General features: G+C 76.8%; 22 protein-coding genes. 3 read left to right on the forward strand and 19 right to left on the reverse strand.

The genetic code is table 11. The annotated features are described in order from the left end of the window. Window positions 1-4: 4 nt before the first annotated feature. The 9 genes from EDC03_RS08760 to EDC03_RS17860 all read right to left on the reverse strand — a co-directional run bounded on the left by EDC03_RS08760 (window position 5) and on the right by EDC03_RS17860 (window position 10,094). Complete coding sequence (locus EDC03_RS08760) at window positions 5-787, reverse strand: mechanosensitive ion channel family protein (RefSeq protein ID WP_158674253.1); 783 nt, start codon at window positions 785-787, stop codon at window positions 5-7. Beyond that, complete coding sequence (guaA, locus tag EDC03_RS08765; RefSeq protein WP_422393814.1) at window positions 784-2,421, reverse strand: glutamine-hydrolyzing GMP synthase; 1,638 nt, start codon at window positions 2,419-2,421, stop codon at window positions 784-786. The genes EDC03_RS08760 and guaA overlap by 4 nt, the downstream gene beginning before the upstream one ends. 179 nt (window positions 2,422-2,600) lie before the next feature. After that, window positions 2,601-3,002 (reverse strand): DUF3817 domain-containing protein, encoded by a 402-nt coding sequence (locus tag EDC03_RS08770; protein ID WP_241967109.1) that lies wholly within the window; start codon window positions 3,000-3,002, stop codon window positions 2,601-2,603. Beyond that, a complete protein-coding gene (locus EDC03_RS08775) occupies window positions 2,999-3,940 on the reverse strand; it encodes an SURF1 family protein (RefSeq protein WP_123379858.1) in 942 nt (313 codons plus the stop codon). Before EDC03_RS08775 ends, EDC03_RS08770 begins: the two co-directional genes overlap by 4 nt. A 233-nt stretch (window positions 3,941-4,173) precedes the next feature. Next, the gene (locus EDC03_RS08780; RefSeq protein WP_123379859.1) at window positions 4,174-5,181 is read right to left on the reverse strand and encodes an oxidoreductase; all 1,008 of its coding nucleotides are present in this window, start codon (window positions 5,179-5,181) and stop codon (window positions 4,174-4,176) included. A gap of 324 nt (window positions 5,182-5,505) precedes the next feature. Continuing rightward, window positions 5,506-6,627 carry a GuaB3 family IMP dehydrogenase-related protein gene (locus EDC03_RS08785; RefSeq protein WP_123379860.1) on the reverse strand — a complete coding sequence of 374 codons (1,122 nt, stop codon included), beginning with the start codon at window positions 6,625-6,627 and terminating at the stop codon, window positions 5,506-5,508. A gap of 88 nt (window positions 6,628-6,715) precedes the next feature. After that, window positions 6,716-8,206, reverse strand: a complete 1,491-nt coding sequence (guaB, locus tag EDC03_RS08790; RefSeq protein WP_123380084.1) for an IMP dehydrogenase — start codon at window positions 8,204-8,206, stop codon at window positions 6,716-6,718. Window positions 8,207-8,308: 102 nt separating this feature from the next. Next, complete coding sequence (locus EDC03_RS08795) at window positions 8,309-8,908, reverse strand: response regulator transcription factor (RefSeq protein ID WP_123379861.1); 600 nt, start codon at window positions 8,906-8,908, stop codon at window positions 8,309-8,311. A gap of 142 nt (window positions 8,909-9,050) precedes the next feature. Next, complete coding sequence (locus EDC03_RS17860) at window positions 9,051-10,094, reverse strand: MerR family transcriptional regulator (RefSeq protein ID WP_199720085.1); 1,044 nt, start codon at window positions 10,092-10,094, stop codon at window positions 9,051-9,053. A gap of 351 nt (window positions 10,095-10,445) precedes the next feature. Here EDC03_RS17860 and EDC03_RS08805 point away from each other — a divergent pair, with 351 nt between their 5' ends. Beyond that, the gene (locus EDC03_RS08805) at window positions 10,446-10,754 is read left to right on the forward strand and encodes a WhiB family transcriptional regulator (protein ID WP_123379862.1); all 309 of its coding nucleotides are present in this window, start codon (window positions 10,446-10,448) and stop codon (window positions 10,752-10,754) included. A gap of 210 nt (window positions 10,755-10,964) precedes the next feature. On the opposite strand, the gene groL is transcribed toward EDC03_RS08805, so the two are convergent. Both groL and groES read right to left on the reverse strand, forming a co-directional pair. Then, window positions 10,965-12,584 carry a chaperonin GroEL gene (groL, locus tag EDC03_RS08810; RefSeq protein WP_123379863.1) on the reverse strand — a complete coding sequence of 540 codons (1,620 nt, stop codon included), beginning with the start codon at window positions 12,582-12,584 and terminating at the stop codon, window positions 10,965-10,967. A gap of 180 nt (window positions 12,585-12,764) precedes the next feature. Next, the gene (groES, locus tag EDC03_RS08815) at window positions 12,765-13,058 is read right to left on the reverse strand and encodes a co-chaperone GroES (protein ID WP_123379864.1); all 294 of its coding nucleotides are present in this window, start codon (window positions 13,056-13,058) and stop codon (window positions 12,765-12,767) included. Between the two features lie 229 nt (window positions 13,059-13,287). On the opposite strand from groES, the gene EDC03_RS08820 reads away from it, so the two are divergent. Beyond that, the gene (locus tag EDC03_RS08820) at window positions 13,288-14,496 is read left to right on the forward strand and encodes a THUMP-like domain-containing protein (RefSeq protein ID WP_123379865.1); all 1,209 of its coding nucleotides are present in this window, start codon (window positions 13,288-13,290) and stop codon (window positions 14,494-14,496) included. A gap of 10 nt (window positions 14,497-14,506) precedes the next feature. Here the strand turns inward: EDC03_RS08820 and tsaD are convergent, their stop codons facing one another. From tsaD to EDC03_RS08860, 8 genes are all read right to left on the reverse strand, one after another. Next, window positions 14,507-15,592 carry a tRNA (adenosine(37)-N6)-threonylcarbamoyltransferase complex transferase subunit TsaD gene (gene tsaD, locus EDC03_RS08825; protein WP_123379866.1) on the reverse strand — a complete coding sequence of 362 codons (1,086 nt, stop codon included), beginning with the start codon at window positions 15,590-15,592 and terminating at the stop codon, window positions 14,507-14,509. Next, window positions 15,589-16,290: a DedA family protein gene (locus EDC03_RS08830; RefSeq protein ID WP_123379867.1), complete on the reverse strand. Its 702-nt coding sequence runs from the start codon at window positions 16,288-16,290 to the stop codon at window positions 15,589-15,591. The genes tsaD and EDC03_RS08830 overlap by 4 nt, the downstream gene beginning before the upstream one ends. Beyond that, entirely contained in the window at window positions 16,287-16,883 is a 597-nt protein-coding gene (locus EDC03_RS08835; protein WP_241967110.1) for a GNAT family N-acetyltransferase, read from the reverse strand. Before EDC03_RS08835 ends, EDC03_RS08830 begins: the two co-directional genes overlap by 4 nt. Next, window positions 16,880-17,593, reverse strand: coding sequence for a tRNA (adenosine(37)-N6)-threonylcarbamoyltransferase complex dimerization subunit type 1 TsaB (gene tsaB / locus EDC03_RS08840; RefSeq protein WP_123380086.1), 714 nt, complete (start codon window positions 17,591-17,593; stop codon window positions 16,880-16,882). The genes EDC03_RS08835 and tsaB overlap by 4 nt, the downstream gene beginning before the upstream one ends. A gap of 59 nt (window positions 17,594-17,652) precedes the next feature. Then, complete coding sequence (locus EDC03_RS08845; protein ID WP_123379868.1) at window positions 17,653-19,689, reverse strand: glycoside hydrolase family 127 protein; 2,037 nt, start codon at window positions 19,687-19,689, stop codon at window positions 17,653-17,655. A 74-nt stretch (window positions 19,690-19,763) separates the two neighbouring features. Continuing rightward, on the reverse strand, window positions 19,764-20,663 hold the full coding sequence (locus tag EDC03_RS08850) for a carbohydrate ABC transporter permease (RefSeq protein WP_123379869.1): 900 nt from the start codon (window positions 20,661-20,663) through the stop codon (window positions 19,764-19,766). A gap of 2 nt (window positions 20,664-20,665) precedes the next feature. Continuing rightward, complete coding sequence (locus tag EDC03_RS08855) at window positions 20,666-21,700, reverse strand: carbohydrate ABC transporter permease (RefSeq protein ID WP_199720087.1); 1,035 nt, start codon at window positions 21,698-21,700, stop codon at window positions 20,666-20,668. A 97-nt stretch (window positions 21,701-21,797) separates the two neighbouring features. Continuing rightward, on the reverse strand, window positions 21,798-23,105 hold the full coding sequence (locus EDC03_RS08860) for an ABC transporter substrate-binding protein (RefSeq protein ID WP_123379870.1): 1,308 nt from the start codon (window positions 23,103-23,105) through the stop codon (window positions 21,798-21,800). Window positions 23,106-23,378: 273 nt separating this feature from the next. On the opposite strand from EDC03_RS08860, the gene EDC03_RS08865 reads away from it, so the two are divergent. After that, entirely contained in the window at window positions 23,379-24,365 is a 987-nt protein-coding gene (locus EDC03_RS08865) for a LacI family DNA-binding transcriptional regulator (RefSeq protein WP_422393815.1), read from the forward strand. Window positions 24,366-24,389: the final 24 nt, after the last annotated feature.

Here is a 24,389-nt window from a genome sequence, read left to right on the forward strand (position 1 = left end):
GCCGTCAGGCGCCGGGTCGGGAGGGCGTCGCGGCGTCGGTGCCGCCGTCCGACCGGCCGGCGCCCGGACCGTCGCCGCCCTCGTCCTCGTCGTCGTCCGTCGCGGTGGGGTCGAAGACGGGGCGCAGCGGCCCCTCGGAGGACGTGGGCCCGATGACCGCACCGAGGGCGGACGCGTTCGGCACGCGGAGCAGCCCCTCCTCGGTGCGCAGCACCTGGTGCGTGAGCGTCGCGCCGACGACCCGCCCCTCGAGCACGCCGCCGGTCGTGCCGCCCCGCAGCCGCACGAGGTCGCCGACCGCGTAGGGCCGCGTCAGCAGCAGCACGAGGCCCGCGAAGACGTTGCCGAGGACCTGCTGGAGCGCGATGCCGAGCACCACACCGGTCAGCGCACCGCCGACGAGCAGGCTGCGCACCGAGACCTGGAGGACGTCGAGGACGGCGAGCAGGAGCACGAGCCCGCCCACGGCGAGCGTGCCCGTCTGCGCGAGCGTGGCCGCCGACTCCCCGCCGTGCCGCTCCGCCAGCGCCGACAGCCCGGCGGCCGCGGCGCGGACGAGCAGGACGACGGCCACGACGAGCACGAGCGCGCAGACCACCGCGATGGTGACCTCGCGCGGCGTGCCCCGCAGGTCCCCCGCGACCTGGCCGACCGCCGAGGCGGCGACGGCGAGCGCACCGGGGACGGCGTAGCGCCACACGTGCGGCACGACGCGACGGCGGACGGGCCGGTGGTCGGCCCCCCGGACGTCGCCGACCCAGCGCGGGCCCTCGGGCCCGGCGCTCACTCCCACTCGATCGTGCCCGGGGGCTTGCTCGTGACGTCGAGCACGACCCGGTTGACGCCGTCGACCTCGTTGGTCACCCGCGTGGAGATGCGGGCGAGCAGGTCGTACGGCAGGCGCGACCAGTCCGCGGTCATCGCGTCGTCGGAGCTGACGGGGCGCAGGACGACCGGGTGCCCGTAGGTGCGGCCGTCGCCCTGGACGCCGACGGAGCGGACGTCGGCGAGGAGCACCACGGGGCACTGCCAGATGGAGCGGTCGAGGCCCGCCTCGGTGAGCTCCTCGCGGACGACCGCGTCGGCCGTCCGCAGCGTCTCGAGCCGCTCGCGCGTCACCTCGCCGATGATGCGGATGCCGAGGCCCGGGCCGGGGAAGGGCTGGCGCCAGACCATCGCCTCCGGCAGGCCGAGCTCGGCGCCGACCGCGCGGACCTCGTCCTTGAAGAGGGTGCGCAGCGGCTCGACGAGCTCGAACTGCAGGTCGTCGGGCAGGCCGCCGACGTTGTGGTGGCTCTTGATGGTGGCCGTCGAGCTCGTGCCGCCGTGCAGCGCGCCGCCGGACTCCACGACGTCGGGGTACAGCGTCCCCTGGACGAGGAAGCGCACCTCGGCGCCCTCCTCGCCGGCCTTCGCGACGAGGTCCGCGGCCGCGCCCTCGAAGGCGCGGATGAACTCGCGCCCGATGGCCTTGCGCTTCTCCTCCGGGTCGGTCAGCCCGGCGAGGGCGCCGAGGAAGGTCTCCTCGGCGTCGACGACGACGAGGTCGATGCCCGTCGCCTCGACGTAGTCGCGCTCGACCTGCTCCGCCTCGCCGGCGCGCAGGAGGCCGTGGTCGACGAAGACGCACGTCAGCTGGTCGCCGACCGCGCGGTGCACGAGGGCGGCGGCGACGGCGGAGTCGACGCCGCCGGAGAGCCCGCAGACGACGCGCGCGTCGCCGACCTGGGCCCGGATCCGCTCGACCTGCTCCTCGATGACGCCGGCCGTGGTCCAGTCCGCCGGCACGTCGGCGCCGCGGAGGAAGTTCTCGATGACCTGCTGGCCGAACGTCGAGTGCTTGACCTCGGGGTGCCACTGGACGCCGTAGAGGCGGCGCGCGTGGTCCTCGAAGGCCGCGACGGGGGCGCCCGGCGTCGACGCCGTCACCGTGAAGCCGGGGGGCGCGCTGCGGACCGCGTCGCCGTGGCTCATCCAGACGCTCTGCGTCGTCGGCTGGCCGTCGAGCAGGACGCTCGAGGGGCCCTCGGCCGTCTCCTCGACGGGCTCGAGCGCCGCGTCGGTGCCGCCGTACTCGCGCAGGCCGGTGCGGGCGACGTCGCCGCCGAGCGCCTTCGCCATGGCCTGGAAGCCGTAGCAGATGCCGAGCACGGGGACGCCGGCCTCGAAGAGGTCGGCCTCGACGAGCGGGGCGCCCTCGGCGTACACCGAGGCCGGGCCGCCGGACAGGATGATCGCCGCCGGGTCGCGCTCGAGGAGCTCGGCCACCGTCGACGACGCCGGGACGACCTCCGAGTAGGAGTCCGCCTCGCGCACGCGGCGGGCGATGAGCTGGGCGTACTGGGCGCCGTAGTCGACGACGAGCACCGGCCGCGCCGTGCGCTCCCCCGCGGGCAGGCCGTCCGCCGGCGCCGGCGTCACCGGCGCACCGGGCAGCTGCTCGGCCTGCACCGCCCCGGGGGCGTCGTCGGGGCCGGAGGCCCCGGGGTCGGCGGCGACGGGGTCGCCGGTGGCCTCACGGGTGGGCTCGCTCACGGGCGCCAGGCTAGTGCGCCGCGCGGGCCGGGCCCGCCCGTGGCCGACCGGCCCGCGGGCGGACGTCAGGCCCGCTGCCCCAGCTGCCGCAGGAGGTCCTTCACCTCACGGGTGACCCGTCGCTCGACGACGAAGGACACGGCCGGGACGACGCCGGCCAGCACGAGGCCCGCGAGCCGGGCCGGCCCCCACCGCAGTCGCGACCACATGTCGACGACGGTGACGAGGTAGACGATGTAGACCCACCCGTGGGTGATGGCGAGCCAGCTCCCGAACAGGTGGACCTCGTCCCCGAGCAGCGCCGACACGAGCCGCACCCCGAGGTTGAGGAAGACGACGACGAGCAGCACGCCCGTGACGATGGCCATGACGCGGTAGCGCGTGAGGGCGGGCCCGAGGCTGGCCTCGCGCAGGCGGCGGGCGCGGGCGCCCGTGGGGGCCGGGGTGGCGGACGGTCCGGTGCTCACCGGGTGACCTCCTGGGTCGGTCGTGCGGTCGGGGGCCCGGCGGCGTCGGCGGCGTCGGTGGGGGCGGGGGCGTCGGCGTCGACCGGCGGCCCGGGGCCGTCGCGGCGGGCGCGGGCCTCCTCGCGCTCGTCCTCGCACCGCTCGGCCTCGCGGCGGCGCACGTCGTGGACGACGCGCAGCCACATGGCGACGGCGAAGGCGGCGAAGACCCACCACTGGAAGGCGTAGGAGATGTTCTGCGCGTTGACGCCCGTGTCGCGGGCGGGCGGCGGGACGACGTCGAGGCCGGCGGCCTGGTCGTCGGCGACGGGCACGAGGTGCGCGGCGTAGACCGCGCCGTCCCAGACGTTGAGGAGGTCGGCCGAGCTGGCCGCCGCGAGCCGTCCCGGCGGGAGGTCGGCCGTCCCGCGCGGGTCCTGCGAGAGGGCGAGCTCGCCGACGAGCGTCGCCGGGCCCTCCTCCGCGGGCAGGGACGCCGCGTCCGGGTCGGGCACCCAGCCGCGGACGACGGGGAGGTACGCGCCCGTGCCGTCCACCTCGAGCGCCGCGAGGACCCACGCCCCTCTGCCCTCGCCGCCGTCGGCCGTGCGGCCCGTGACGAGCTGGACGGGCTCGTCCGCCCACGTGCCCTCGACCTCGACGGGCCCGGCGACGGCCTCGCCGCTCAGCGGCTCCTGGGGCTCGAGCACCTGCGCGAGCGGGACGACGCCGCGCTCCTCGGGCGCCTCGCTGCCGGAGCGGGCCCGGCCGAGCTGCCACGACCCCAGCTCGGCGAAGACGACCGCCAGCGCGAGGGCCAGCGCGAGCAGCCCGAGCATCCGCGGGCGCGTGGCCGTCCGCCAGAAGCCGGGCAGGTCCTCGGGACCGGGGTCGGGCGCGCCGTCCCCGGCGCCCGGGGCACCGGGGGCTCGCGTGCCGCCGACCGGTCCCTCGCCCACGGGTCCACGGTACGGCGCCGGACGCGTGCCCCCGCCGCCCCCCGGGCACGAGGGCCCTCTCTCCGGCCGCCCCCCGCGGCACGAGGGCGCCCACGTGCCACGGCGGGCCGTCTCCCCACGGCAGAAGGGCACCGACGTGCCACGACGAGCGGTCACCCACGGCAGAAGGGCACCGACATGCCACGAGGGGCGGTCTCCTGCGGCAGGAGGATGCCGAAGCGCCCTCCCGGACGTCAGGTCGTGGGGGCCAGCTCGCCGTAGTGGACGCCCGTGAGACGGACGGCCTCGTCCCAGAGCCAGCGGGCCATGTCGACGTCCTGGGCGCGGGCGGACGTGCCGACCCGGACGGGCGGGCCGCTGCGCTCGCCGGCACCGGCGGGGCCGTAGTACTCGCCGCCGACGACGTCGGGCGCCGTCGCCGCGCGCAGGACCGGCCAGGCCCCCATCTCCGGCGACTGCATGACGAGCTCGCCGACCTTGCCGAGGCCGTCGCGCACCGGCCGGGGCAGGCGGCCGAGCGGGCCCTGGGTGAAGAGGTTGGTCGCCGAGATGCCCGGGTGGGCGGCCACGCTGACGAGCTCGCGGGCGGCCCGGTCGGTGCGGCGGTCCAGCTCGAGGGCGAACATGAGGTCGGCCAGCTTGGACTGCCCGTAGACGCTCCAGGCGCCGTACCGCTTCTCGCGCATGAGGTCGTCCGGCGTGATGCGGCCCCAGCGGTGGGCCATGCTCGACAGCGACACGACCCGGGGCCGGCGCCCGGCGGTCTCGGACTGCAGGAGCGGCCCGAGCAGGCGGCCGGTGAGGGCGAAGTGCCCGAGGAAGTTCGTGCCGATCTGGGTCTCGAAGCCGTCGGCCGTGCGGCCCTGCGGCACCGCCATGACGCCGGCGTTGTTGACCAGCAGGTCCAGCCCGTGCGCGCCCAGCGACGCCGTCATCCGGGTGGCGAGGTCGGCCACGCTGGCGAGGCTGGCGAGGTCGAGCATCTGCAGCTCGACCTGCGCGCCCGGCGCCCGCCGCCGCACCTCGGCGAGGGCGGTCTCCCCCCGCTCGCGGGAGCGCGCCGTCATGACGACGCGCGCGCCGGCGCGCGCCAGCACCGCCGAGACCTCCAGCCCCAGACCAGAGTTGGCACCGGTGACGAGCGCCGTGCGCCCGCTCTGGTCGCCCACCTGCGTGGGGCTCCAGGCGGCGCCCGAGGGCGCCCCGGCCGGCGGGGTGGGGCTGTCGGCGTGGCTCGTCATGGGGACACCCTGCCGAGGCGCGCGCCGCCGCGCACGGCGGCCCGGGCACTTGTCCCCCGCCCGCTCGACGGCGCTGCCCCCGTCGACCCCGAGACGTCCTCCCCCTCCACGTCGCTGCCGACGTCGGGGGACGAGGTCGCCTTCTCCCGACGTCGGCAGCGAAGTCGAGGATCAGGGCGCCTTCTCTCCGACTTCGGCAGCGAAGTCGGGAAAGCGGGAGTCTCCTGCCCGACTTCGGCAGCGAAGTCGAGGAAGAGGGCGCTGTCGTCAGCTCGCTGCCGACGTCGACGAGATGCCTCGGGCGGCAGCGGCGCCGCCGCGCCGTCAGCCCGGCTGGTACGGGCTGACGACGACCTCGCAGCGCTGCATCTCCTTGAGGTCGGAGTAGCCCGTCGTGGCCATGGCGCGGCGGAGGCCGCCGACGAGGTTCGTCGTGCCGTCGGCCGTCCGGCCCGGGCCGCGGAGGACCTCGGCCAGCGGGGCGGCGGTGCCGACGTGGACGCGCTCGCCGCGGGGCAGCTCGGCGTGGTGCGCCTCGGGGCCCCAGTGCCAGCCGCGGCCGGGCGCCTCCTCGGCGCGGGCGAGCGCCGCACCGAGCATGACGGCGTCGGCGCCGCAGGCGAAGGCCTTGACGAGGTCGCCGGACCGGCTGACGCCGCCGTCGGCGATGACGTGGACGTAGCGGCCGCCCGACTCGTCGAGGTAGTCGCGGCGGGCGCCGGCCACGTCGGCCACGGCGCTGGCCATCGGCGCGTGGACGCCGAAGACGGTGCGGGTCGTGCTCGCGGCCCCGCCGCCGAAGCCGACGAGGACGCCCGCGGCACCCGTGCGCATGAGGTGCAGCGCGGCCGTGTACGAGGCGGCGCCGCCGACGACGACGGGCACGTCGAGCTCGTAGATGAAGCGCTTGAGGTTGAGCGGCTCGGTGCGCGACGACACGTGCTCGGCGGAGACCGTCGTGCCGCGGATGACGAAGAGGTCGACGCCGGCGTCGACGACGGTGCGCCACAGCTCGGCGGTGCGCTGGGGGCTCAGGGCCCCGGCCACCGTGACGCCCGTCGCCCGGACCTCCCGCAGCCGCGCGGTGACGAGCTCGGGGTCGATGGGCCGGGCGTAGATCTCCTGCATGCGGCGGGTGGCCGCGTCCGGCGCCAGCCCGGCGATCTCCTCGAGCAGCGGCTCCGGGTCCTCGTAGCGGGTCCACAGGCCCTCGAGGTCGAGGACGCCCAGGCCGCCGAGACGCCCGACCTCGACGGCCGTGGCGGGCGAGGTGACGGAGTCCATCGGCGCCGACAGCAGCGGCACCTCGAAGGTGTAGGCGTCGATCTGCCAGGACGTCGACACGTCCTCCGGGTCGCGGGTGCGCCGGCTCGGCACCACCGCGACGTCGTCGAAGGAGTACGCGCGCCGTCCGCGCTTGCCACGCCCGATCTCGACCTCAGCCACGCGGCGAGGCTAGTGGCCGGGGCGGACGCCCCGGGACGCCGCCCGTCCCCCCGCGCGCGGGCCCCGGCGCGGGAGGACGGCGGTGGTGTCAGCGACGGCCGTAGTTCGGCGCCTCGACCGTCATCTGCACGTCGTGAGGGTGGCTCTCCTTGAGCCCGGCGGCGGTGATGCGCGTGAAGCGCCCGACCCGCTGGAGCTCGGGCACCGTGCGGGCCCCGGTGTAGAACATCGACTGCCGCAGGCCGCCGACGAGCTGGTGCGAGACCGCCGACAGCGGGCCGCGGTAGGGCACCCGCCCCTCGATGCCCTCGGGGATGAAGGCGTCGTCGTCGACGTCGCCCTGGAAGTAGCGGTCCTTGGAGTACGAGCGCGCGCGACCGCGCGTCTGGGCGGCACCGAGCGAGCCCATGCCCCGGTAGCCCTTGTACTGCTTGCCGTTCACGAAGACGAGGTCGCCGGGGCTCTCGTCGCAGCCGGCGAGCAGCGAGCCGAGCATGACGGCGTCCGCCCCGGCCACGAGCGCCTTGGCGATGTCGCCGGAGTGCTGGAGGCCGCCGTCGCCGATGACCGGCACGCCGGCGGCACGGGCCGCCTGGGCGGCCTCCCAGATCGCGCTGACCTGCGGCACACCGACTCCCGCGACGACGCGGGTCGTGCAGATTGAGCCGGGGCCGACGCCGACCTTGACCCCGTCCGCCCCGGCGTCGACGAGCGCCTGCGCGCCCTCGCGCGTGGCGACGTTGCCGCCGACGACGTCGACGTGCGCCGCAGCCGGGTCGGCCTTGAGGCGGGCGACCATGTCCGCGACGCCGCGGCTGTGCCCGTGCGCCGTGTCGACGACGAGGACGTCGACCCCGGCCTCGACGAGGGCCATGGCGCGCTGCCACGCGTCGTCGAAGAAGCCGACGGCCGCGCCGACGCGCAGCCGGCCGCGCTCGTCCTTGGTGGCCAGGGGGTACTGCTCGGCCTTCGTGAAGTCCTTGACGGTGATGAGGCCGCGCAGCCGGCCGTCGCCGTCGACGATCGGCAGCTTCTCGACCTTGTGGCGGCGCAGCAGCTGCATGGCCGTGTCGCGGTCCGCGCCGACGGGCGCCGTGACGAGCGGCATCGGCGTCATGACGTCGCGCACGCTGCGGCTGTGGTCGGGCTCCCACCGCAGGTCGCGGTTGGTGACGATGCCGACGAGCACGCCGGCGGCGTCGACGACCGGCAGGCCGGAGACGCGGTAGCGGGCGCACGCGGCGTCGACCTCGGCCAGCGTCGCCTCGGGCCGGGTGGTCACCGGCGAGGTGATCATCCCTGCCTCGGAACGCTTCACGAGGTCGACGTGGTCGGCCTGGTCCTCGATCGAGAGGTTGCGGTGGAGGACGCCGAGCCCACCCTGGCGCGCCATGGCGATGGCCATGCGCGACTCGGTGACGGTGTCCATGGCCGAGCTGAGCAGCGGGACCTTGATCTCGACCCGGCGCGACACGCGCGTGGAGGTGTCCACCTCGCTGGGGATGACGTCGCTCTCGCCGGGCAGCAGGAGGACGTCGTCGTAGGTGAGGCCGACCCGGGCGAACGGGTCCACGGGCATGTCGGGCACGGCGGGGCTCCCTCGGGGGCAGGGCGGCTGCTGCGGACGCGACGCTGCGTGCCCCCAGGGTAGTCCCGCCCGGCGGGCGGCCCCGCCGCCCCGTCAGCGGACGAGGCCCGCCCGGAAGCCGATGGCCACCGCGTGGGCACGGTCGGCCGCCCCCAGCTTGCGGAAGAGCCTGCGCGCGTGCGTCTTCACGGTGTCCTCGGAGAGGAACAGCTCCTTGCCGATCTCGCCGTTGCTGCGGCCGCGGCTCATGCCGGCCAGCACCTGGTGCTCCCGCTCGGTGAGGACCGGCACGTCCTCCGAGGCGTGGGCGGCCACGGCGGCGCGGCGCGCGTCGCTCACGGCGAGCGCGTGGTGCAGGACCGCGGTGAGCTCGGGGGTGCTGGGCTCGCGGACGACGACGGCGCAGGCGCCGGCGGCCATCGCGGCCCCCGCCACGTCGCCGTCGCCGGGGGCGACGACGGCCACGACGGCGGTGGTGGGACGGGCCTGCATCCACGAGCGCACGTGCTCGGCGGCACGGACGTCGGAGCAGGCGAGCAGGACGACGTCGGGCGGGCCGGTGGGGGCGGTGCGCGCCATGGCGCCGCCCCCCGTGGCGACCGCCGCGCGGCTGACGCCGGGCACCGAGCCGACCTGGCGGCGCAGCGCCTCGCGGGCGGGCAGGACGTCGTCGCAGACGAGCACGCTGGACACGGGGACCTCCGGGGATCTCAGGCCGCGGTCGCGACCTGCATGCCCACCTGATCGGCAGGGACGACGACGCACCTGAGGGACCGGTGCCCCCGGGGGCGGCCGGGCACCCCGACCGGACCCCTCACGCCCGCCCGCACCGGTCTCAGGCCAGCGCGCCGGCGAGGTCGCCGAGGTCGCGCACGACCGTGGCGAGGCCCGCGGCCCCCTGGCCCCAGCCGCGGCCCACCAGCACGACGCGAGCCCCGCGGGGGTCGACGAGCCGCGCGGTCTCCGCGAGGGCGGCCGGCTCGACGACGGCGTCGGCCGCGACGACGAGCACCGCGGCGCCCTCCTGCTCCGCGACCGCCGCCACCCGTTCGGCGTCGTGGCGACCGGGCAGGACGGCGCTGTCGGCGCCGGACTCGCGCAGGACCGTGGCGACGACGTGGGCGAGGAGGTCGCCGCCGCCGTCGACGGTGGGGACCGCGAAGCCGACGGCGCAGGGACGCAGGACGAGCACGCGCGGCCCGGCGACCGGGGCGTCGTCGGCGACGCCGCGCAGCGTCTCCATGAGGCAGGTCTGCAGCAGCCCGGCCGGGGTGCGGCCGGGGGGCACGGCGCCGACCCGCTGGGCGAGCGCGTCGAGCACGGGGCGGGCCAGGGCGGACCAGGTGAGCGCCACGCCGTCGACGGCGGCGTGCGCCTCGAGCTGGCGGGTGCACTCCCCCTCCTGCAGCGCCATGGCGGCGCGGGCCAGGGCGCGCACCGACGGCGCCGCGGTCCGGTCGGCCGGGGCCTCGCGGCGGGGGGCGGGCGGCCGCGGAGGACCGGCGGGCGCCACCGGCACCGGCGGCACGGCGGCGAGGACACCGGCCAGCGGCGACGGGTCGGCCGTCGCGGCGCCGGACGGGTCGCCGGGGGTCGCCTCCAGGGCGACGCGCGCCGCCTCGGCGGGCGAGTACCCCTCCAGCGTCATCCGCCGCATGACCATGAGGCGCTCGAGGTCGCCGAGGCTGTACTGCCGGTGCGCGCCGGCGGTGTGCGCCGACGGCCCCAGGCCGTAGCGCCGCGCCCAGGTCCGCAGCGTGGCCGGGGCCACCCCGAGCCGGGCCGCGACGGCCGCCACCTTGAGCGTCGCGCCGGCCGCGGCGCCGGCGCCCTCGTCGGGCGCGGTCGTGCCGCCACCCCCGTCGGCCTCGTCGGCCACGGCCCCTCCCCTGCCGAGACGGCCCGCCGCCGGACGCCGACCGGGAGCACGGCCCGCACGCCCACGGGGGGCGGGGCCGGCGACGGCGGCGGACGGGGGCACCGGTCGATGGTCCCGTGCCCGTCACCACCGGGCCACTCGGCACGCCGCCGCACGCCACGGGTGGCGCGGACGTGACCGGGGCAGGACCCGTTCCTGGCACGAGGCTGAACAACTTCTTCACGTCTGCCGAGGGCCTTGAACAACTTCTGGATCGGTTGTAGCGTCCTCGCCATCGACACCGCGTCGTGACCGCCCTCGGTGGTCCGCCGCACCGGCGCCCCCTCGGGGGCACAACGTCAGGAGCTCCCCATGGCTGAGATCTCGCGCCTCCCCGGCCCCGTCGCCGACCTCTGGGAGTGGCAGATGCAGGGGGCCTGCCGCGAGGCGGACGACACCCTGTTCTTCCACCCGGAGGGCGAGCGCGGCCCGAGCCGCCGCAACCGCGACAACGCCGCCAAGGCGATCTGCGCGAGCTGCCCCGTCATCCAGTCCTGCAAGGAGCACGCCCTCGCGGTGCGCGAGCCCTACGGCGTGTGGGGCGGCATGACCGAGGACGAGCGCGAGGCCGAGTACACCCGTCGCCGTGGTGCGGCGCGGGTGCTCCCCATCGCCAGCTGACGCGGACGCCGCGACGTCGGGTCGTGCGGCAGCGCTGAGGAGGCGCCGGTCAGCGTCCGCACGCACCACGACCACCGAGAGGCCCCACCCGTCCGGGTGGGGCCTCTCGTGCGTCCGGGCCCGGACGGCCGTGACGCGGCGCGGCCGGGGACGGGGACGACGGAGGGCCCGGGCGTGCGCCCGGGCCCTCCGTCGTGCGTGCGGGGTGCGTCAGTGCGCGTGCCCGTGGCCGCCGTGGTCGGCGGACTCCTCGACGGGCTCGGGCTTGTCGACGACGAGCGTCTCCGTGGTGAGGACCATGGAGGCGATCGACACCGCGTTGACGAGCGCCGAGCGCGTCACCTTGACCGGGTCGATGACGCCGGCGGGCACGAGGTCGACGTACTCGCCCGTGGCGGCGTCGAGGCCCTGGCCCGCGGGCAGGCCGCGGACCTTGTCGACGACGACGTAGCCGTTGAGGCCCGCGTTCTCCGCGATCCAGCGCAGGGGCTGGTCCACGGCCTTGCGCACGACGCGGACGCCGACCGCCTCGTCGCCGGACAGGCCGAGGTCGCCCTCGAGGGCGGCCGACGCCTGGACGAGGGCGGCGCCGCCGCCGGCGACGATGCCCTCCTCGATCGCGGCGCGCGTCGCGGAGACGGCGTCCTCGATGCGGTGCTTCTTCTCCTTGAGCTCGACCTCGGTGGCCGCGCCGACCTTGATGACGCAGACGCCGCCGCCGAGCTTGGCGAGCCGCTCCTGGAGCTTCTCGCGGTCCCACTCGGAGTCGGTGCGCTCGGCCTCGGAACGGATCTGGTCCGCCCGCGCCGCGATGTCCTCGGCGGACCCGCCCCCGTCGATCAGCGTGGTGTCGTCCTTCGTGACGACGACGCGCCGCGCGGTGCCGAGCACCTCGAGGCCCACGGAGTCGAGCGAGAGGCCGACGTCCGGCGTGACGACCTGGGCGCCGGTGAGGACCGCCAGGTCCTCGAGCATCGCCTTGCGGCGGTCGCCGAAGCCCGGCGCCTTGATGGCGGCGGCCGTGAAGGTGCCGCGGATCTTGTTGACGACGAGCGTCGAGAGGGCCTCGCCGTCCACGTCCTCGGCCACGACGAGCAGCGGCTTCGAGGTCTGGAGGACCTTCTCGAGCAGCGGGAGCAGGTCGGCGACGGCGCTGATCTTGCCGGTGTGGACGAGCACGTGGGCGTCCTCGAGGACGGCCTCCATGCGCTCGTTGTCCGTGACGAAGTACGGCGAGATGTAGCCCTTGTCGAGCTGCATGCCCTCGGTGAACTCGAGCTCCATCGCCGTGGAGGAGGACTCCTCGACGGTGATGACGCCGTCCTTGCCGACCTTGTCGAACGCGTCGGCGATGAGACCGCCGATGGTGCGGTCCTGGCTGGAGATGGACGCGACGTGCGCGATCTCCTCGGTGCCGTCGACGTCGCGCGCCGCGGAGCGCAGGGCCTCGCCGACGGCCTCGACCGCGGCGTCCATGCCCTTCTTCACCGCGCCGGGGGCCGCACCGGCCGCCACGTTGCGCAGGCCCTCGTGCACCAGCGCCTGGGCGAGGACGGTGGCCGTCGTCGTGCCGTCGCCGGCGACGTCGTTGGTCTTGGTGGCGACCTCCTTGGCGAGCTGCGCGCCGAGGTTCTCGTACGGGTCGTCGAGCTCGACCTCGCGGGCGATCGTCACGCCGTCGTTCGTGATCGTGGGGGCGCCCCACTGCTTGTCGATGACGACGTTGCGGCCGCGCGGGCCGAGCGTCACCTTGACGGTGTCCGCGAGGGCGTCGACGCCGCGCTCGAGCGCGCGCCGGGCCTCGTCGTCGAACTTGAGGGTCTTGGCCATGGGTGTCCGTCCTCGTGCTCGGGTGCTGCGGGGTGCTGCGGGTGCGGGCGGCAGGGCGCCGGACGCACGCCGCCCCGGGGACCGGCGGACCGGTCCGCCGGGGCGGTCGTGCCGGCGCGGCGAGCGCGCCCGGCGGCGGCGGCGCGGTGGCCGCCGTCCGTCAGTGCTGCGGGGGTGTCGTCAGGAGACGACGGCGAGCACGTCGCGCGCCGAGAGGATGAGCAGCTCCTCGCCGCCGTACTTCACCTCGGTGCCGCCGTACTTCGAGTAGATGACCTTGTCGCCGACGGCGACGTCGACCGGCACGCGCTGGCCGTTGTCGTCGACGCGGCCCGGGCCCACCGCGAGGACCTCGCCCTCCTGGGGCTTCTCCTTCGCGGTGTCCGGGATGACCAGACCCGACGCGGTCGTCTGCTCGGCCTCGACGGCCTTGACGACGATGCGGTCCTCGAGCGGCTTGATGGAGACCGACACTGTGCGGACCTCTCCTTCGTGGGGACCCCTGCGCGGGGTACCGGGGACGTGGGCAGGCGCCCGTCCTCGCCGTCCGCCGTCGCGGGGGTCGGCCGGCCAGGCTCGTGCGCCGGGCGCGAGACTATGACGGCGTTAGCACTCGGTCAATCCGAGTGCCAGCCGCGCCGGGCGCCCGGGCAGCACCTCCCGCGCGAGGGGCGCCCGGTGGGCGCGTGGCAGCATCCGCGCCGTGGAGGACCCCGCCGCCGCCGGCCTCGCGGCCGTGCTGACGCCCGCCGGCCGCGCCCTGCTCGACGGCCTCCCGCCCTACGACGAGGCGGGCGCCATGGCCCTCGGCGAGCGGCTGCGCGCGCAGGGGCACGACCCGGCGCTCGTGGCCGCCGCCCTCACCCAGAGCCGGCTGCGCGCCCGCGCCGTCGCCAAGCTGGGCGGACGCGCGCGGACGATGCTGCTGACCGCCACGGGCCTCGAGCAGGCGACGCGGCGCGAGGTCGCCGAGCGCCACGCCGACCGGTTCGTCGCCACCGGCGCGGGCCGCGTCGCCGACCTCGGCTGCGGGGTGGGGGGCGACGCCGTCGTCGTCGCCGACCGCGGCCCCGGCGTCCTCGCCGTGGACCGGGACCCGGCCACGGCCGCCGTCGCCGCGGCCAACCTCGCCCCGTACCCCGCTGCCGAGGTCCGGTGCGAGGACGTCGCCGCGACGGACCTCGCGGGCGTGGACGCGGTGTGGCTCGACCCCGCCCGGCGGGACGCCGCGGGGCGGCGCGTGCTCGACCCCCGCCGCGCCAGCCCGCCGCTGTCCTTCGCCGAGGCCCTGGCGGCGGAGCGGCCGGTGGGGGTCAAGACCGCGCCGGGCATCGACCACGACGTCGTGCCCGCGGGGTGGGAGTGCCAGTGGACGTCGGTCGGCGGCGACGTCGTCGAGGCGGCGCTGTGGTCGGGCGCCCTCGCGCGCCCCGGGGTGCGGCGCAGCGCCGTCGTCCTGCCCGCCACGGGCGGGGCGGGCGTGGTGGTCGACGACGCCGACGACCCCTTCGCCGACGGGGGGCCTCCCGTGGGGCCGGTGGGCACCCACCTCTACGAGCCCGACGGGGCGGTGGTCCGCGCGGGCCTCGTCGGCGCCGTCGTCGCGGCGACGGGCGGGCGGCTCGTCGACCCGACCATCGCCTACGTCACCGCCGACGCGGCGCTCGACCTGCCCACGGCGGCGGGCTACGTCGTCGACGAGGTGATGCCCTTCTCGCTCAAGGGGCTGCGGCAGCGGCTGCGCGAGCGCGGGGTCGGGCGCCTCGTCGTCAAGAAGCGGGGCACGGCGGTCGAGCCGGAGGAGCTGCGGCGGCGGCTGCGGCTCGAGGGCCCGCACGAGGCCGTCGTCGTCCTCACCCGCGTCGCCGGCCGGCAGAGCGCGCTCGTGTGCCGGGCGCTCAGGAGCCCCTGACCCGGCGTCGTCAGGCGCCGACGAGCACCCGCCCGACCGGCAGCGACGGGTCGCCGCCGAGCGTGCGCGGCGACGGCGGCAGGCCGGCGGCGACGACGTGCGCGCCGAGCGCGGCGACCATCGCCCCGTTGTCGGTCGACAGCCGCGGCCGCGGCACGCGCAGGGCGATGCCCGCCTCCGCGCAGCGCTCGGCGAGCAGCTCGCGCAGCCGGCCGTTGGCCGACACCCCGCCGCCGAGCAGCAGGTGCTCGAGGCCGTGCGTGCGGCAGGCGTCGACGGCCTTGCGGGTGAGGACGTCGCAGACGGCCTCCTGGAACGAGGCGGCGACGTCGGCGACCGGGACGGGCCGCCCCTGCGCCTCGCACGCCCGGACCCAGCGGGCCACCGCGGTCTTGAGGCCCGAGAAGGAGAAGTCGAAGCGGTGCCGCTCGAGGTCGCGCGCCGCGGTCAGCCCGCGGGGGAAGGCGATGGCCGTCGGGTCGCCCTCGAGCGCGGCCGCGCCGATGGCCGGGCCGCCCGGGTAGGGCAGGCCGAGCAGGCGCGCGGTCTTGTCGAAGGCCTCCCCCGCGGCGTCGTCGACCGTCTCGCCGAGCAGGCGCACGTCGGAGGCGACGTCGACGACGTGGAGCAGCGAGGTGTGCCCGCCCGAGACGAGCAGCGCGCCGCACGGCGTCGGCAGCGGGCCGCCGTCGAGCGCGCAGACGGCGACGTGCGCGTCGAGGTGGTTGACGCCGTAGAGCGGCACGTCGAGCGCCCACGCGAGCGCCTTGGCGGCGCCGACGCCGACGAGCAGCGCCCCGGCGAGGCCGGGCCCGGCCGTCACGGCCACGGCGTCGACGTCCGCGAGCGTCACGCCCGCCTCGTCGCACGCCCGCCGGAGCGTGGGGACCATCGCCTCGAGGTGGGCGCGGCTCGCGATCTCGGGCACGACGCCGCCGAAGCGGGCGTGCTCGTCGACGCTGCTGGCGACGACGTCGGCCAGCAGCGTCGTCCCCCGGACGAGGCCGACCCCGGTCTCGTCGCAGGAGGTCTCGATCCCGAGGACGAGCGGCGCCGACGCGTCGGGCCCGACGAGGGGGGCGGGCGCCGACGTCACAGCGCGTCCCGGAGCCGCCCGCCGCGGCGGCGGGCCCGGCGCACGCGGCTGCGGACGAAGAGGGCCAGCAGCACGACGACGGCCGCGACGAAGACGTAGTCGACGTAGCCGGCGTACTGCTCGACCCGCTCGAACTCGCCGCCCACGACGTAGCCGCCGCCGACGAGGAAGCTGTTCCACAGGCCGGAGCCCGCGGCCGTCAGCAGGCTGAAGCGGACGAGGCCCATGCGGGTGGCCCCGGCCGGCACCGAGATGAGGCTGCGGACGCCCGGGACGAGCCGGCCGAAGAAGACCGACGCGCTGCCGTGGCGGTGGAACCACTGCGACGCGTGCTCGACCTCCTCGCGGTCGACGAGCGGGATGGCGGAGACCCAGCGGACCGCCCGCTCCTCGCCGAAGGCGTGGCCGACCCAGTAGAAGAACCAGCCGCCGACGAGGGAGCCGAGCGTCGCGGCGACGACGGCCAGGACGAGGTTCATGCCGCCCTGGGCGGCGATGAAGCCGGCCAGCGGCAGGACGACCTCGCTGGGGATCGGCGGGACGATCGTCTCGAGGACGGTGGCGACGAAGACGCCGACCTCGCCGATGCTCGCGATGAAGCGCGCCAGGGCGCCCGAGACGCCCGTGAGGCCGCCGACGGCCTCGTCGACCGACACCGACGCCTGGGCACCGGTGACGAGCAGGGACAGCGGGGTCATGGCGTGGGGGCTCCGTCGGGGTCGTCGGTCGTGGCGGTGGTGCCGGTGGTGCCGGTGGTGCGGGGGCGCCCGGTCGTGCCGGGGCCTCCGGGGCCGTCGGCGGGCGGGGGGCCGCCCGGTGGCCGGCGGCGCAGGACGAGCGCGTCCGAGCCGGGACCGTAGTAGTCGCGCCTGCGCGCCACCTGCACGAAGCCGTGCCGGTGGTAGAGCCGCAGCGCCGGGGCGTTGCCCGCCTCGACCTCGAGGAGCAGCGCTCCCGCGCCGAGGGCGGTCGCGTGGTCCTCGCAGGCCGTCAGCAGGGCGTCGCCGAGGCCGCGGCCGCGGGCGGCCGGCGCGGTCGCGACCGTCTGCACGTCGGCGTCGCCGCCCGCGGCGGCCGCGCCGGCGTACCCGAGGAGGCCGCCCTCGTCGTCGCGGGCCACCCAGTACGCACGGCCGGGCGCGGCGAGCTCGGACCAGAAGGTCTCGGCGCTCCACGCCGTGGGGCCGAAGAGCTCCGCCTCGAGGGCGGCGACGTCGGCGACGTCCCACCAGCGCATCGGCCGCAGGGCCGGCAGCGCCCCGGCGGGCGGGCGGACGGGGGCCGTCGTCACCGGACGGGCGCGGGCGCGCCGCGGTCGGCGGTGGCCACGGCGTCGGGGCGCCGCAGGTACAGCGGCTCCACGGGGACGAGGGCGAGGGCGCCGCGGCCGGCGAGCGCGTCGGCGGCCACGAGGCCGACCGCGGCCGCGGCCGGGTCGCGCAGGTCGTCGCGGACGGCGCCGTCGGTCGTCGCCGCCGGCAGGGCGGCCAGGTGGTCGGGGTAGAGGACGGCACCGCGGCCCACCCAGCGGCCGGCGGCACCGGCGACGTCCGCGGCGGCCCCGACGTCGGGACCGCCGGTGCGCCGCAGCTCGTCCGCCGTCGCGTAGGTGGCCCAGTAGACCTCGCGCCGCCGGGCGTCCGTCGCCACCCCGAGGACGTCCGGCAGGCCGTCGCCGAGGGCGTCCGCCGTCGCGCGCGCCACCGCGTCGAGGCTGCAGACGCCGTGGACGGGGACGTCGAGCGCGGCGCCGAGCGTCAGCGCGGCGGCCATGCCGACCCGCAGCCCCGTGTACGGGCCCGGGCCGACCCCGACGACGACGGCGGTGACGTCACGGCGCCCGGCGCCGGCCTCGGCCAGCACGTCCTCGACCATCGGCTGGAGCACCTCGGCGTGCCGACGGGGGTCCTGGGCGGCCCGGGCCGCGAGCACGCGGCCGCCGTCGGCGCCCGTGGCGAGGAGCGCGGCGCTCGCCACGGCGGAGGTGTCGAGGGCCAGCAGCACGGTCCCAGGGTAGGTGCGGCCGGGCGGGGGGGGTCCCCCGCCCGGCCGCGGTCGCCTCAGTCGCCGACCGCCGCGGAGGCGTCGTCGGCGCCGGCGACGGGCAGCCACACCCGCATCGTCGCGGGACCCCGCTCGCCCCAGCCCTCGTACGGGCGGAGGACGACGTCGACCGGCTCGCCGAGCGGCGCGGCCTCGGTCCCCGCCCCGGGGTAGGGCCAGGCGCCCGCCGCACCGGGGTCGCCCCCGGCGGCGTCGCCGTCCTCGTCGTCGGGCAGGAGCCGCCCGCGGACGACGACGAGGCCGTCCTCCACCCGCGGGGCCGCGGAGGGGTCGAGGCGGAAGCGGTCCACGTGCGCGCCGCCCGGCAGGTCGACCGACTCGAGGCAGAGGACCTCGCTGCCGCGCTCGACGGCGACGGCGCCGCGGACGGCGTCGACGCGCGGGTCGGCGCGCACGAGCCGGGGCGCCGTCGGCAGGCGCAGCACCACCTCGTCGCCGGCGCGGAAGGCGCGGCGGACGACCGCCGTCCCGGGGTCGACGGGGCGGCCGCCGGCCGGGCCGTCCGGCTCCTCGAGCACCGCCCCGGCGGCCCAGCCGGGGACGCGGACGGACAGCGACCACGCCCGCGGGGCGTCGGCCAGCACGCGGACGCGGACGACGCCGTCGACGCCGTCGACCTCCTCGACGTCGACGTCGACGTCGACGGGCGTGCCGTCCGGCAGCGCCGCCCGCACCTCCGCGCCGAGGTGGAGGTGCAGCTGCAGCCCGTCGTCGTCCGTCGTCGCCACGTAGCCGCCGAGGCTCGCCACGGTGCGCGCGACGTTGGTGGGGCAGCAGGAGACGCCGAACCACGGCGCCCGCAGCGAGGACGCCGCACGCCCGACGGCCACGTCCTCCGGGGGCACCGAGCCGGGCTCCCGCTGGTGCAGCGTGTTGGTGTAGAAGAACCGCCGCCCGTCGTGCGACGGCGACGCGGCCACGACGTTGTCGAGCGTGCGCTCGACGAGGTCGGCGTAGCGGGCGGCGCCCGCGCCGCCGCCGGCCAGCAGCAGCCGCCACGCGAGCATGACGGACCCGATGCCCGCGCACGTCTCGGCGTAGGCGCGGTCCGGCGGGAGCACGAAGTCCTCGCCGAAGGCCTCGTCCTGGTGCCGCGCGCCCATGCCGCCCGTGACGTACGTGCGCCGGGCCACGGTGCGCGCCCACTGCCGCCGCACCGCGTCGAGCAGCCCGTCGTCGCCCGTCTCCACGGCGACGTCGACCGTGCCCGCGGCGAGGTAGGTGGCGCGCACCGCGTGGCCCCGCAGGACCGGGGCCTCGCGCACGGGCACGTCGTCCTGGAAGTAGGAGCGGCCGTACTCGACGTCGGCGAGGACGTGGTGGCCGCGGCGCTCGACGAACAGGCGCGCCTGCTCGAGGTAGCGCCGCTCCCCCGTGACGCGGGAGAGCTCGACGAGCGCAGGCTCCACCTCCGCGTGCCCGCACACCGACTCCACGCCGCCCGGCCCGAAGACGTCGCACAGGTGGTCGGCCGCCCGCACCGCCACGCGGACGAGGTCGTCGTCGGTGCCCACGGTCCGGGCCCGGGCGACGGCCGCCTGGACGAGGTGGCCCAGGCAGTACAGCTCGTGGCCCCACTCCAGCGCGCTCCACCGCGGCGCCTGCCCGGGGCGGCCGAACATCGTGCCGAGGTACCCGTCCGGCTCCTGCGCCGCCGCGACGCGCGCGGTGATGGCGCGCACCCGCGCGTCGGCCCACGCGTCGCCCGTGCGCCCGTGCTCCCACGACAGGGCCTCGAGGAGCTTGTAGACCTCCGAGTCCGAGAACTCGCGCCCCCGGCGGTCGTGCGGCAGCCGGCCCTCCACGGCGGCGTCGAAGTTGCCGAGCCAGCCCTCCCGCTCCAGCCAGTGCTCGACGTGGGCGAGGGTCGCGCGGGCGTTGACGTCCTGGCGGCGGGCCCAGCGGCCGCCGGTCACCCGCACCTCGTCGAGGCCGAGGGGGCGCAGGGCGCCGGTCGAGGGCAGGACCGGGGTGCCGGCGGACGTGCCACCGGTGGCGGGGGCGGCCGAGGGCGGGGCGGTGAGGGAGGTCATGGCGAGCCTTTCCGGGACCGGCCCGCCCGTGCGGGCACGTCGGGCGGCGGAGGTGGGGGGAGGGCGGGCGGGCGTCAGCCCTTGAGCGCCCCGGACATGAAGCCGCGGACGTAGTGGCGCTGCAGCGCGAGGAAGAGCAGGACGCACGGCAGGGCGAGCACGGTGACGCCGGCCTGCGTGGCGCCGTAGTCGACGATCCCCATGACCTGCTGGCGCATGTTGGCCACCGCCAGCGGGAGGGGCATGAGGTTCGAGTCGGTGATGAGGACCAGCGGGGTGATGAAGTCGTTCCACGCCGCGAGGAAGGCGAAGAGGCCCACGGTGACGAGACCGGGCTTGACCGCCGGCACGAGGACCCGCCGGAGCGCGCCGAAGGTGCTGCAGCCGTCGACGAGGGCGGACTCCTCCAGCTCGGCGGGGATCGCCTCGAAGGAGATCCGCATCATGAAGGTGGCGAAGGGCAGCTGGAACATCGTCAGCACCAGCGCCAGCCCCACGAGGCTGTTCTGCAGCCCCAGCTGGGCCAGGAGCACGTACAGCGGGATGAGCAGCGTGGCGTACGGGACCATGAGGATCGCCAGCACGAGCAGGAAGAGCAGGTCCTTGCCCGGGAACGAGAACCGCGCGAAGGCGTAGCCGCCGAGCAGCGAGACGCCGAGCGTGAGGACGACGACGAGGCCGGACACGACCGTGCTGTTGAGCAGGTACCGCCCGACGCCGGCCTGGTAGCCGACGAGCGTCTCGTAGTTGCCGAGCCCCCAGCCCTCGGACTGCGCGGTGCCGGCCTGCGGGGACACCGACGCCACGCCCGCCCAGATCAACGGGAACAGGAAGATGATGACGAGGCCGCCGGTGAGGACGTACGTCGGCGTGCGCGACCACGGCGAGGGGCCGCCGCGGCCCCGGGAGGGGACGGCGTCGGGCCGCCGCGAGGACGGGGGCGGGGCGGGGCGTGCGGGGGCCGGTGCGCTCACGGTCAGACGTCCTTCCGGCGGAGGGCCTTGAACTGCAGCGCGTTGACGACGACGAGCGCCCCGAGCACGAGGATCGAGAGGGCCGCGGCGCGGCCGAGGTCGTTCGCGCCGGCGAAGGCGGTCGAGTAGACGAGCTGGACGACGGTGACCGTCGTGTTGTCCGGGCCGCCCTTGGTGAGGATGTAGAACTGGTCGAAGGCCAGCAGCGAGCCGGTCACGCAGAGGATCGTGCAGAGCGCCAACGACGGCGTCAGCAGCGGCAGCGTGATGTGCCAGAAGCTGCGGAACCGGCCGGCGCCGTCGATGGAGGCGGCCTCGTAGACGTCGCCCGAGATGCCCTGCAGGCCGACGAGCAGCAGCAGCATGTAGAAGCCGGCGAAGCGCCACACGACGAGGGCGACGGTCGACCACAGCGCCGCCGTCGGGGTGCCGAGGAAGGACACCGGGCCGTCGGCGAGGCCGACCCGCTGCAGGAGCGGGCCGAGCGGCCCGCTCTGCGGCGAGTACAGCGCGTAGAAGAGCAGCGAGGCCGACGCCAGCCCGAGCGCGCTGGGGACGAGGACCGCGGTGCGCACCACGCTGTTCCAGCGGGTGGCCTCCTGGACGAGCAGCGCGAGCCCGAGGGCGAGCGCGATGAGGATGACGGTCGTGACGACCGTGTAGGTGACGGTGAACTGCACGGCCGGCCCGAAGAGGCGGTCGCCCACCGCCGCGGTGAAGTTGTCCGGGACGTTGATCCCGCGGCTGCCGGCGAAGAGGCTCCAGTCGGACACCGACATGCGCAGGACGAGGCCGAGCGGCACGAGGAAGAGCACGAGGACGAACAGGGCCGTGGGGGCGGCGTAGAGCCAGCCCTGCCGGCGGCGGGAGCTGCTGCTGCCCCGTCCGCGGCCCGGGCGGACCGGCCCGCCGCGCCGGCCGGCCCGGGGAGCGAGCGGGCTGCGCCGCGCGAGCGAGGCGGTGACGGGGTCGTCGCCCGCCCCGGCCGGCGCCGCGGTCGTGGCGCCCGGCGGCAGCGGGGTGCTGGGTGGGGTCACGGAGGTCCCCTCTCTGCCCGACGGCGGCGGCGGGCGGCGTGCGGTGGTGGGTCCGTCGGCGGCCGCCCCGCTGGGGGGCGGCCGCCGACGGCGGGTGCTACTGGGACAGCGCCTCGGTGATGGCCTCGTTGTCCTGCTCCAGCGTCCCGGCGTCGCCGTAGACCTGGTTGCGGAACAGCGTCACCCAGGGGCTGCCGGGGGCGTTGAAGGCCTGCTGGAAGTTCGGGGCGAAGGGCGTGCGGCTGTCGGCCGCGCCCGCGACCTCGTTGATGACCTGCACGCGCGGGTCCTCCTGCGCGAACTCGTTGTCCGCCAGGTCCGTCCGGGCCGGCGTGACGTCGTTGGCCGCGAGGACCTCGACCTGCGCCTCGTCGGACATGAGCCAGGACAGGAAGTTCCAGGCCGCGTCCGGCGCCTCGGAGTCCTTGGAGATGCCGATCCCGTCACCGCCGACGAACGTCGAGGCACCGCCGTCGACGCCGGGGATGGGCGTGACGCCGACGTCGACCGTCTCGGAGGTGCCCTGCAGGAGCGTGGCCGGGTACGGCATGACCCCGACGCGGCCCTCCTGGAAGTCGGCCACCCACGTCGCGCCCGTCTCGTCGCGCGACGCCGGCGTGACCGCCCCCGCCTCCTGCAGCGTGCGGAAGGTGTCGTAGACCTCCGTGGCGGCGTCGCCGTCGAGGAGGCTCTCGGTGCCCGCCTCGTCCATGACCTGCTCGCCGGACGCCCACACCATGGGGAACCAGGTGAAGACGCCGCACCCTCCGCAGTTGCCGCCGAAGGCGGTGCCGTACACGCCCTCTTGGTCGAGGGCCTGGACGGCGAGGGCCTGCTCCTCGTACTCCGCGAGCGTGGTCGGGCCCTGCTCGGGGTCGAGGCCGGCCTGGCGGTAGAGGTCCTTGTTCCAGAACATCACCGACAGGTCGAGGACGAAGGGCAGCACGTACTGCTGGTCCTCGTAGGTGCCGGCGTCGAGGTGCCCCTGGTTGATGCTGCCCGCCTCGGGCAGCTCGGCGATCTTGTCCGTGATGTCGGCGAAGAGGCCCGCCTCGGTCCAGTTGGGCACGTAGACGATGTCGGCGGCGAAGAGGTCGGGCAGGTCGCCGCTGCCGGCCGCGGCGCCGACCCGGGTGACGTAGTCGTCGTTGGGCGTGATGGTCAGCTCGACCTGGTTCTCGTGGCTCTCGTTGTAGGCGTCCACGAGCAGCTGCGCCTGCGCCTCGAGGGGCGCCCGCGTCCACAGCGTCAGCGTCGTGCCGTCGTCGACGCCCTCGGGGCCCGCGTCGCTGCTGACGGTCGGCGCGGTGCCGCCGCTGCCGCACGCCGTGAGGCCGGCCAGCGCGCCGGTCGCCAGGAGGGCGACGAGGCGCCGCGCGCGGCGCGTCCTGGGGGTGGTGGTCATGGTCTCTCCCGCACTCGTCGTCGAGCACCGTCGTCGGTGGTCCCGACGTGCCGGGCACGCGGCGACCCGCCGCGCGCCGTCGCTGTCGCAACTCTGCGAAAGCGGTTGCGGAGACCGTGGGCGGACGGCCTCCGGGCTGTCAACGGGTGTCGCCCACCCGGGTATAACAGTCCGGTGACCACCGGGGACGCGCCGCAGGGCCGGGACGACGGGACGTCCGGCGGGTCCGGAGGACGTCCCGGTCCGCCGCCGGACGACGCGCGCCCGGCGACGCTGCGCGACGTCGCGACGCTCGCCGGCGTCTCCGTCCCCACCGCGTCGAAAGCGCTGAACGGGCGCCCCGACGTCCGCGAGAGCACCCGTCGCCGCGTGGAGGACGCCGCCGCCCGGCTCGACTTCACGCCCAACACGCTCGCCCAGGGCCTCAGCGCCCGGCGCAGCGGCACGGTGGGCCTGCTGACGTCCGACCTCGACGGCCGGTTCTCCATCCCGGTGCTCATGGGGGCCGAGGACGCCTTCGGCTTCGAGCGGACGGCCGTCCTGCTCTGCGACGCCCGCGGCGACGCCATCCGGGAGCAGCACCACCTGCGGGCGCTGCTCGCCCGCCGCGTCGACGGGCTCATCGTCGTCGGCGAGCGCCCCGACGTGCGGGCCTCCCTCGGCCGCGTGCCCGTCCCCGTCGTCTACGCCTACGCCCCCTCGGACGACCCGGCGGACTGCTCGCTCGTCAGCGACCACGAGGGCGCCGGCCGCCTCGCCGTCGAGCACCTGCTCGCCACGGGACGGCGGTGCGTCGGCCACATCAGCGGCGACCCCGGCTACGGGGCGACGCGCGACCGCGCGGAGGGCGCCCGCGCGGCCCTGGCCTCGGCGGGCCTCGAGCTCGCCGGCGGCCGCCCCCTGCTGGGCGCCTGGAGCGAGGAGTGGGGCCGCGGCGCCACCCGCAGCCTCCTGCGCGCCGAGCCCGGCCTCGACGCGGTCTTCGCCGGCTCGGACCAGGTGGCGCGCGGTGTCCTCGACGCCCTCCGCGAGGAGGGTCGGCGCGTGCCCGACGACGTGGCCGTCGTCGGCGTCGACAACTGGGAGGCCGTGGCCACCGGTGCGCGCCCGGCGCTGTCGACGGTCGACCTCGACCTCCAGCACCTCGGCCGGGTGGCGGCCCAGCGGCTGCAGGCCGCGATGGGCGGCTCGCCGAGCCGCGGCGTCGAGCGGCTGCCCGGCCGCCTCGTGGTCCGGGCCTCCAGCGCTCCCCGCGGCTGACGCGCAGGAGGCGCCGTCGCGGAC

Source organism: Pseudokineococcus lusitanus (assembly GCF_003751265.1).
Taxonomy (GTDB): domain Bacteria; phylum Actinomycetota; class Actinomycetes; order Actinomycetales; family Quadrisphaeraceae; genus Pseudokineococcus; species Pseudokineococcus lusitanus.

Excerpts from the sequence above, each read along its gene's own strand:
- EDC03_RS08845 (WP_123379868.1), bottom strand. The coding sequence starts at position 19,689 with ATGACCTCCCTCACCGCCCCGCCCTCGGCCGCCCCCGCCACCGGTGGC.
- EDC03_RS08830 (WP_123379867.1), bottom strand. The coding sequence starts at position 16,290 with ATGACCCCGCTGTCCCTGCTCGTCACCGGTGCCCAGGCGTCGGTGTCG.
- EDC03_RS08860 (WP_123379870.1), bottom strand. The coding sequence starts at position 23,105 with ATGACCACCACCCCCAGGACGCGCCGCGCGCGGCGCCTCGTCGCCCTC.
- EDC03_RS08780 (WP_123379859.1), bottom strand. The coding sequence starts at position 5,181 with ATGACGAGCCACGCCGACAGCCCCACCCCGCCGGCCGGGGCGCCCTCG.
- EDC03_RS08805 (WP_123379862.1), top strand. The coding sequence starts at position 10,446 with ATGGCTGAGATCTCGCGCCTCCCCGGCCCCGTCGCCGACCTCTGGGAG.
- groL (WP_123379863.1), bottom strand. The coding sequence starts at position 12,584 with ATGGCCAAGACCCTCAAGTTCGACGACGAGGCCCGGCGCGCGCTCGAG.
- guaB (WP_123380084.1), bottom strand. The coding sequence starts at position 8,206 with ATGCCCGTGGACCCGTTCGCCCGGGTCGGCCTCACCTACGACGACGTC.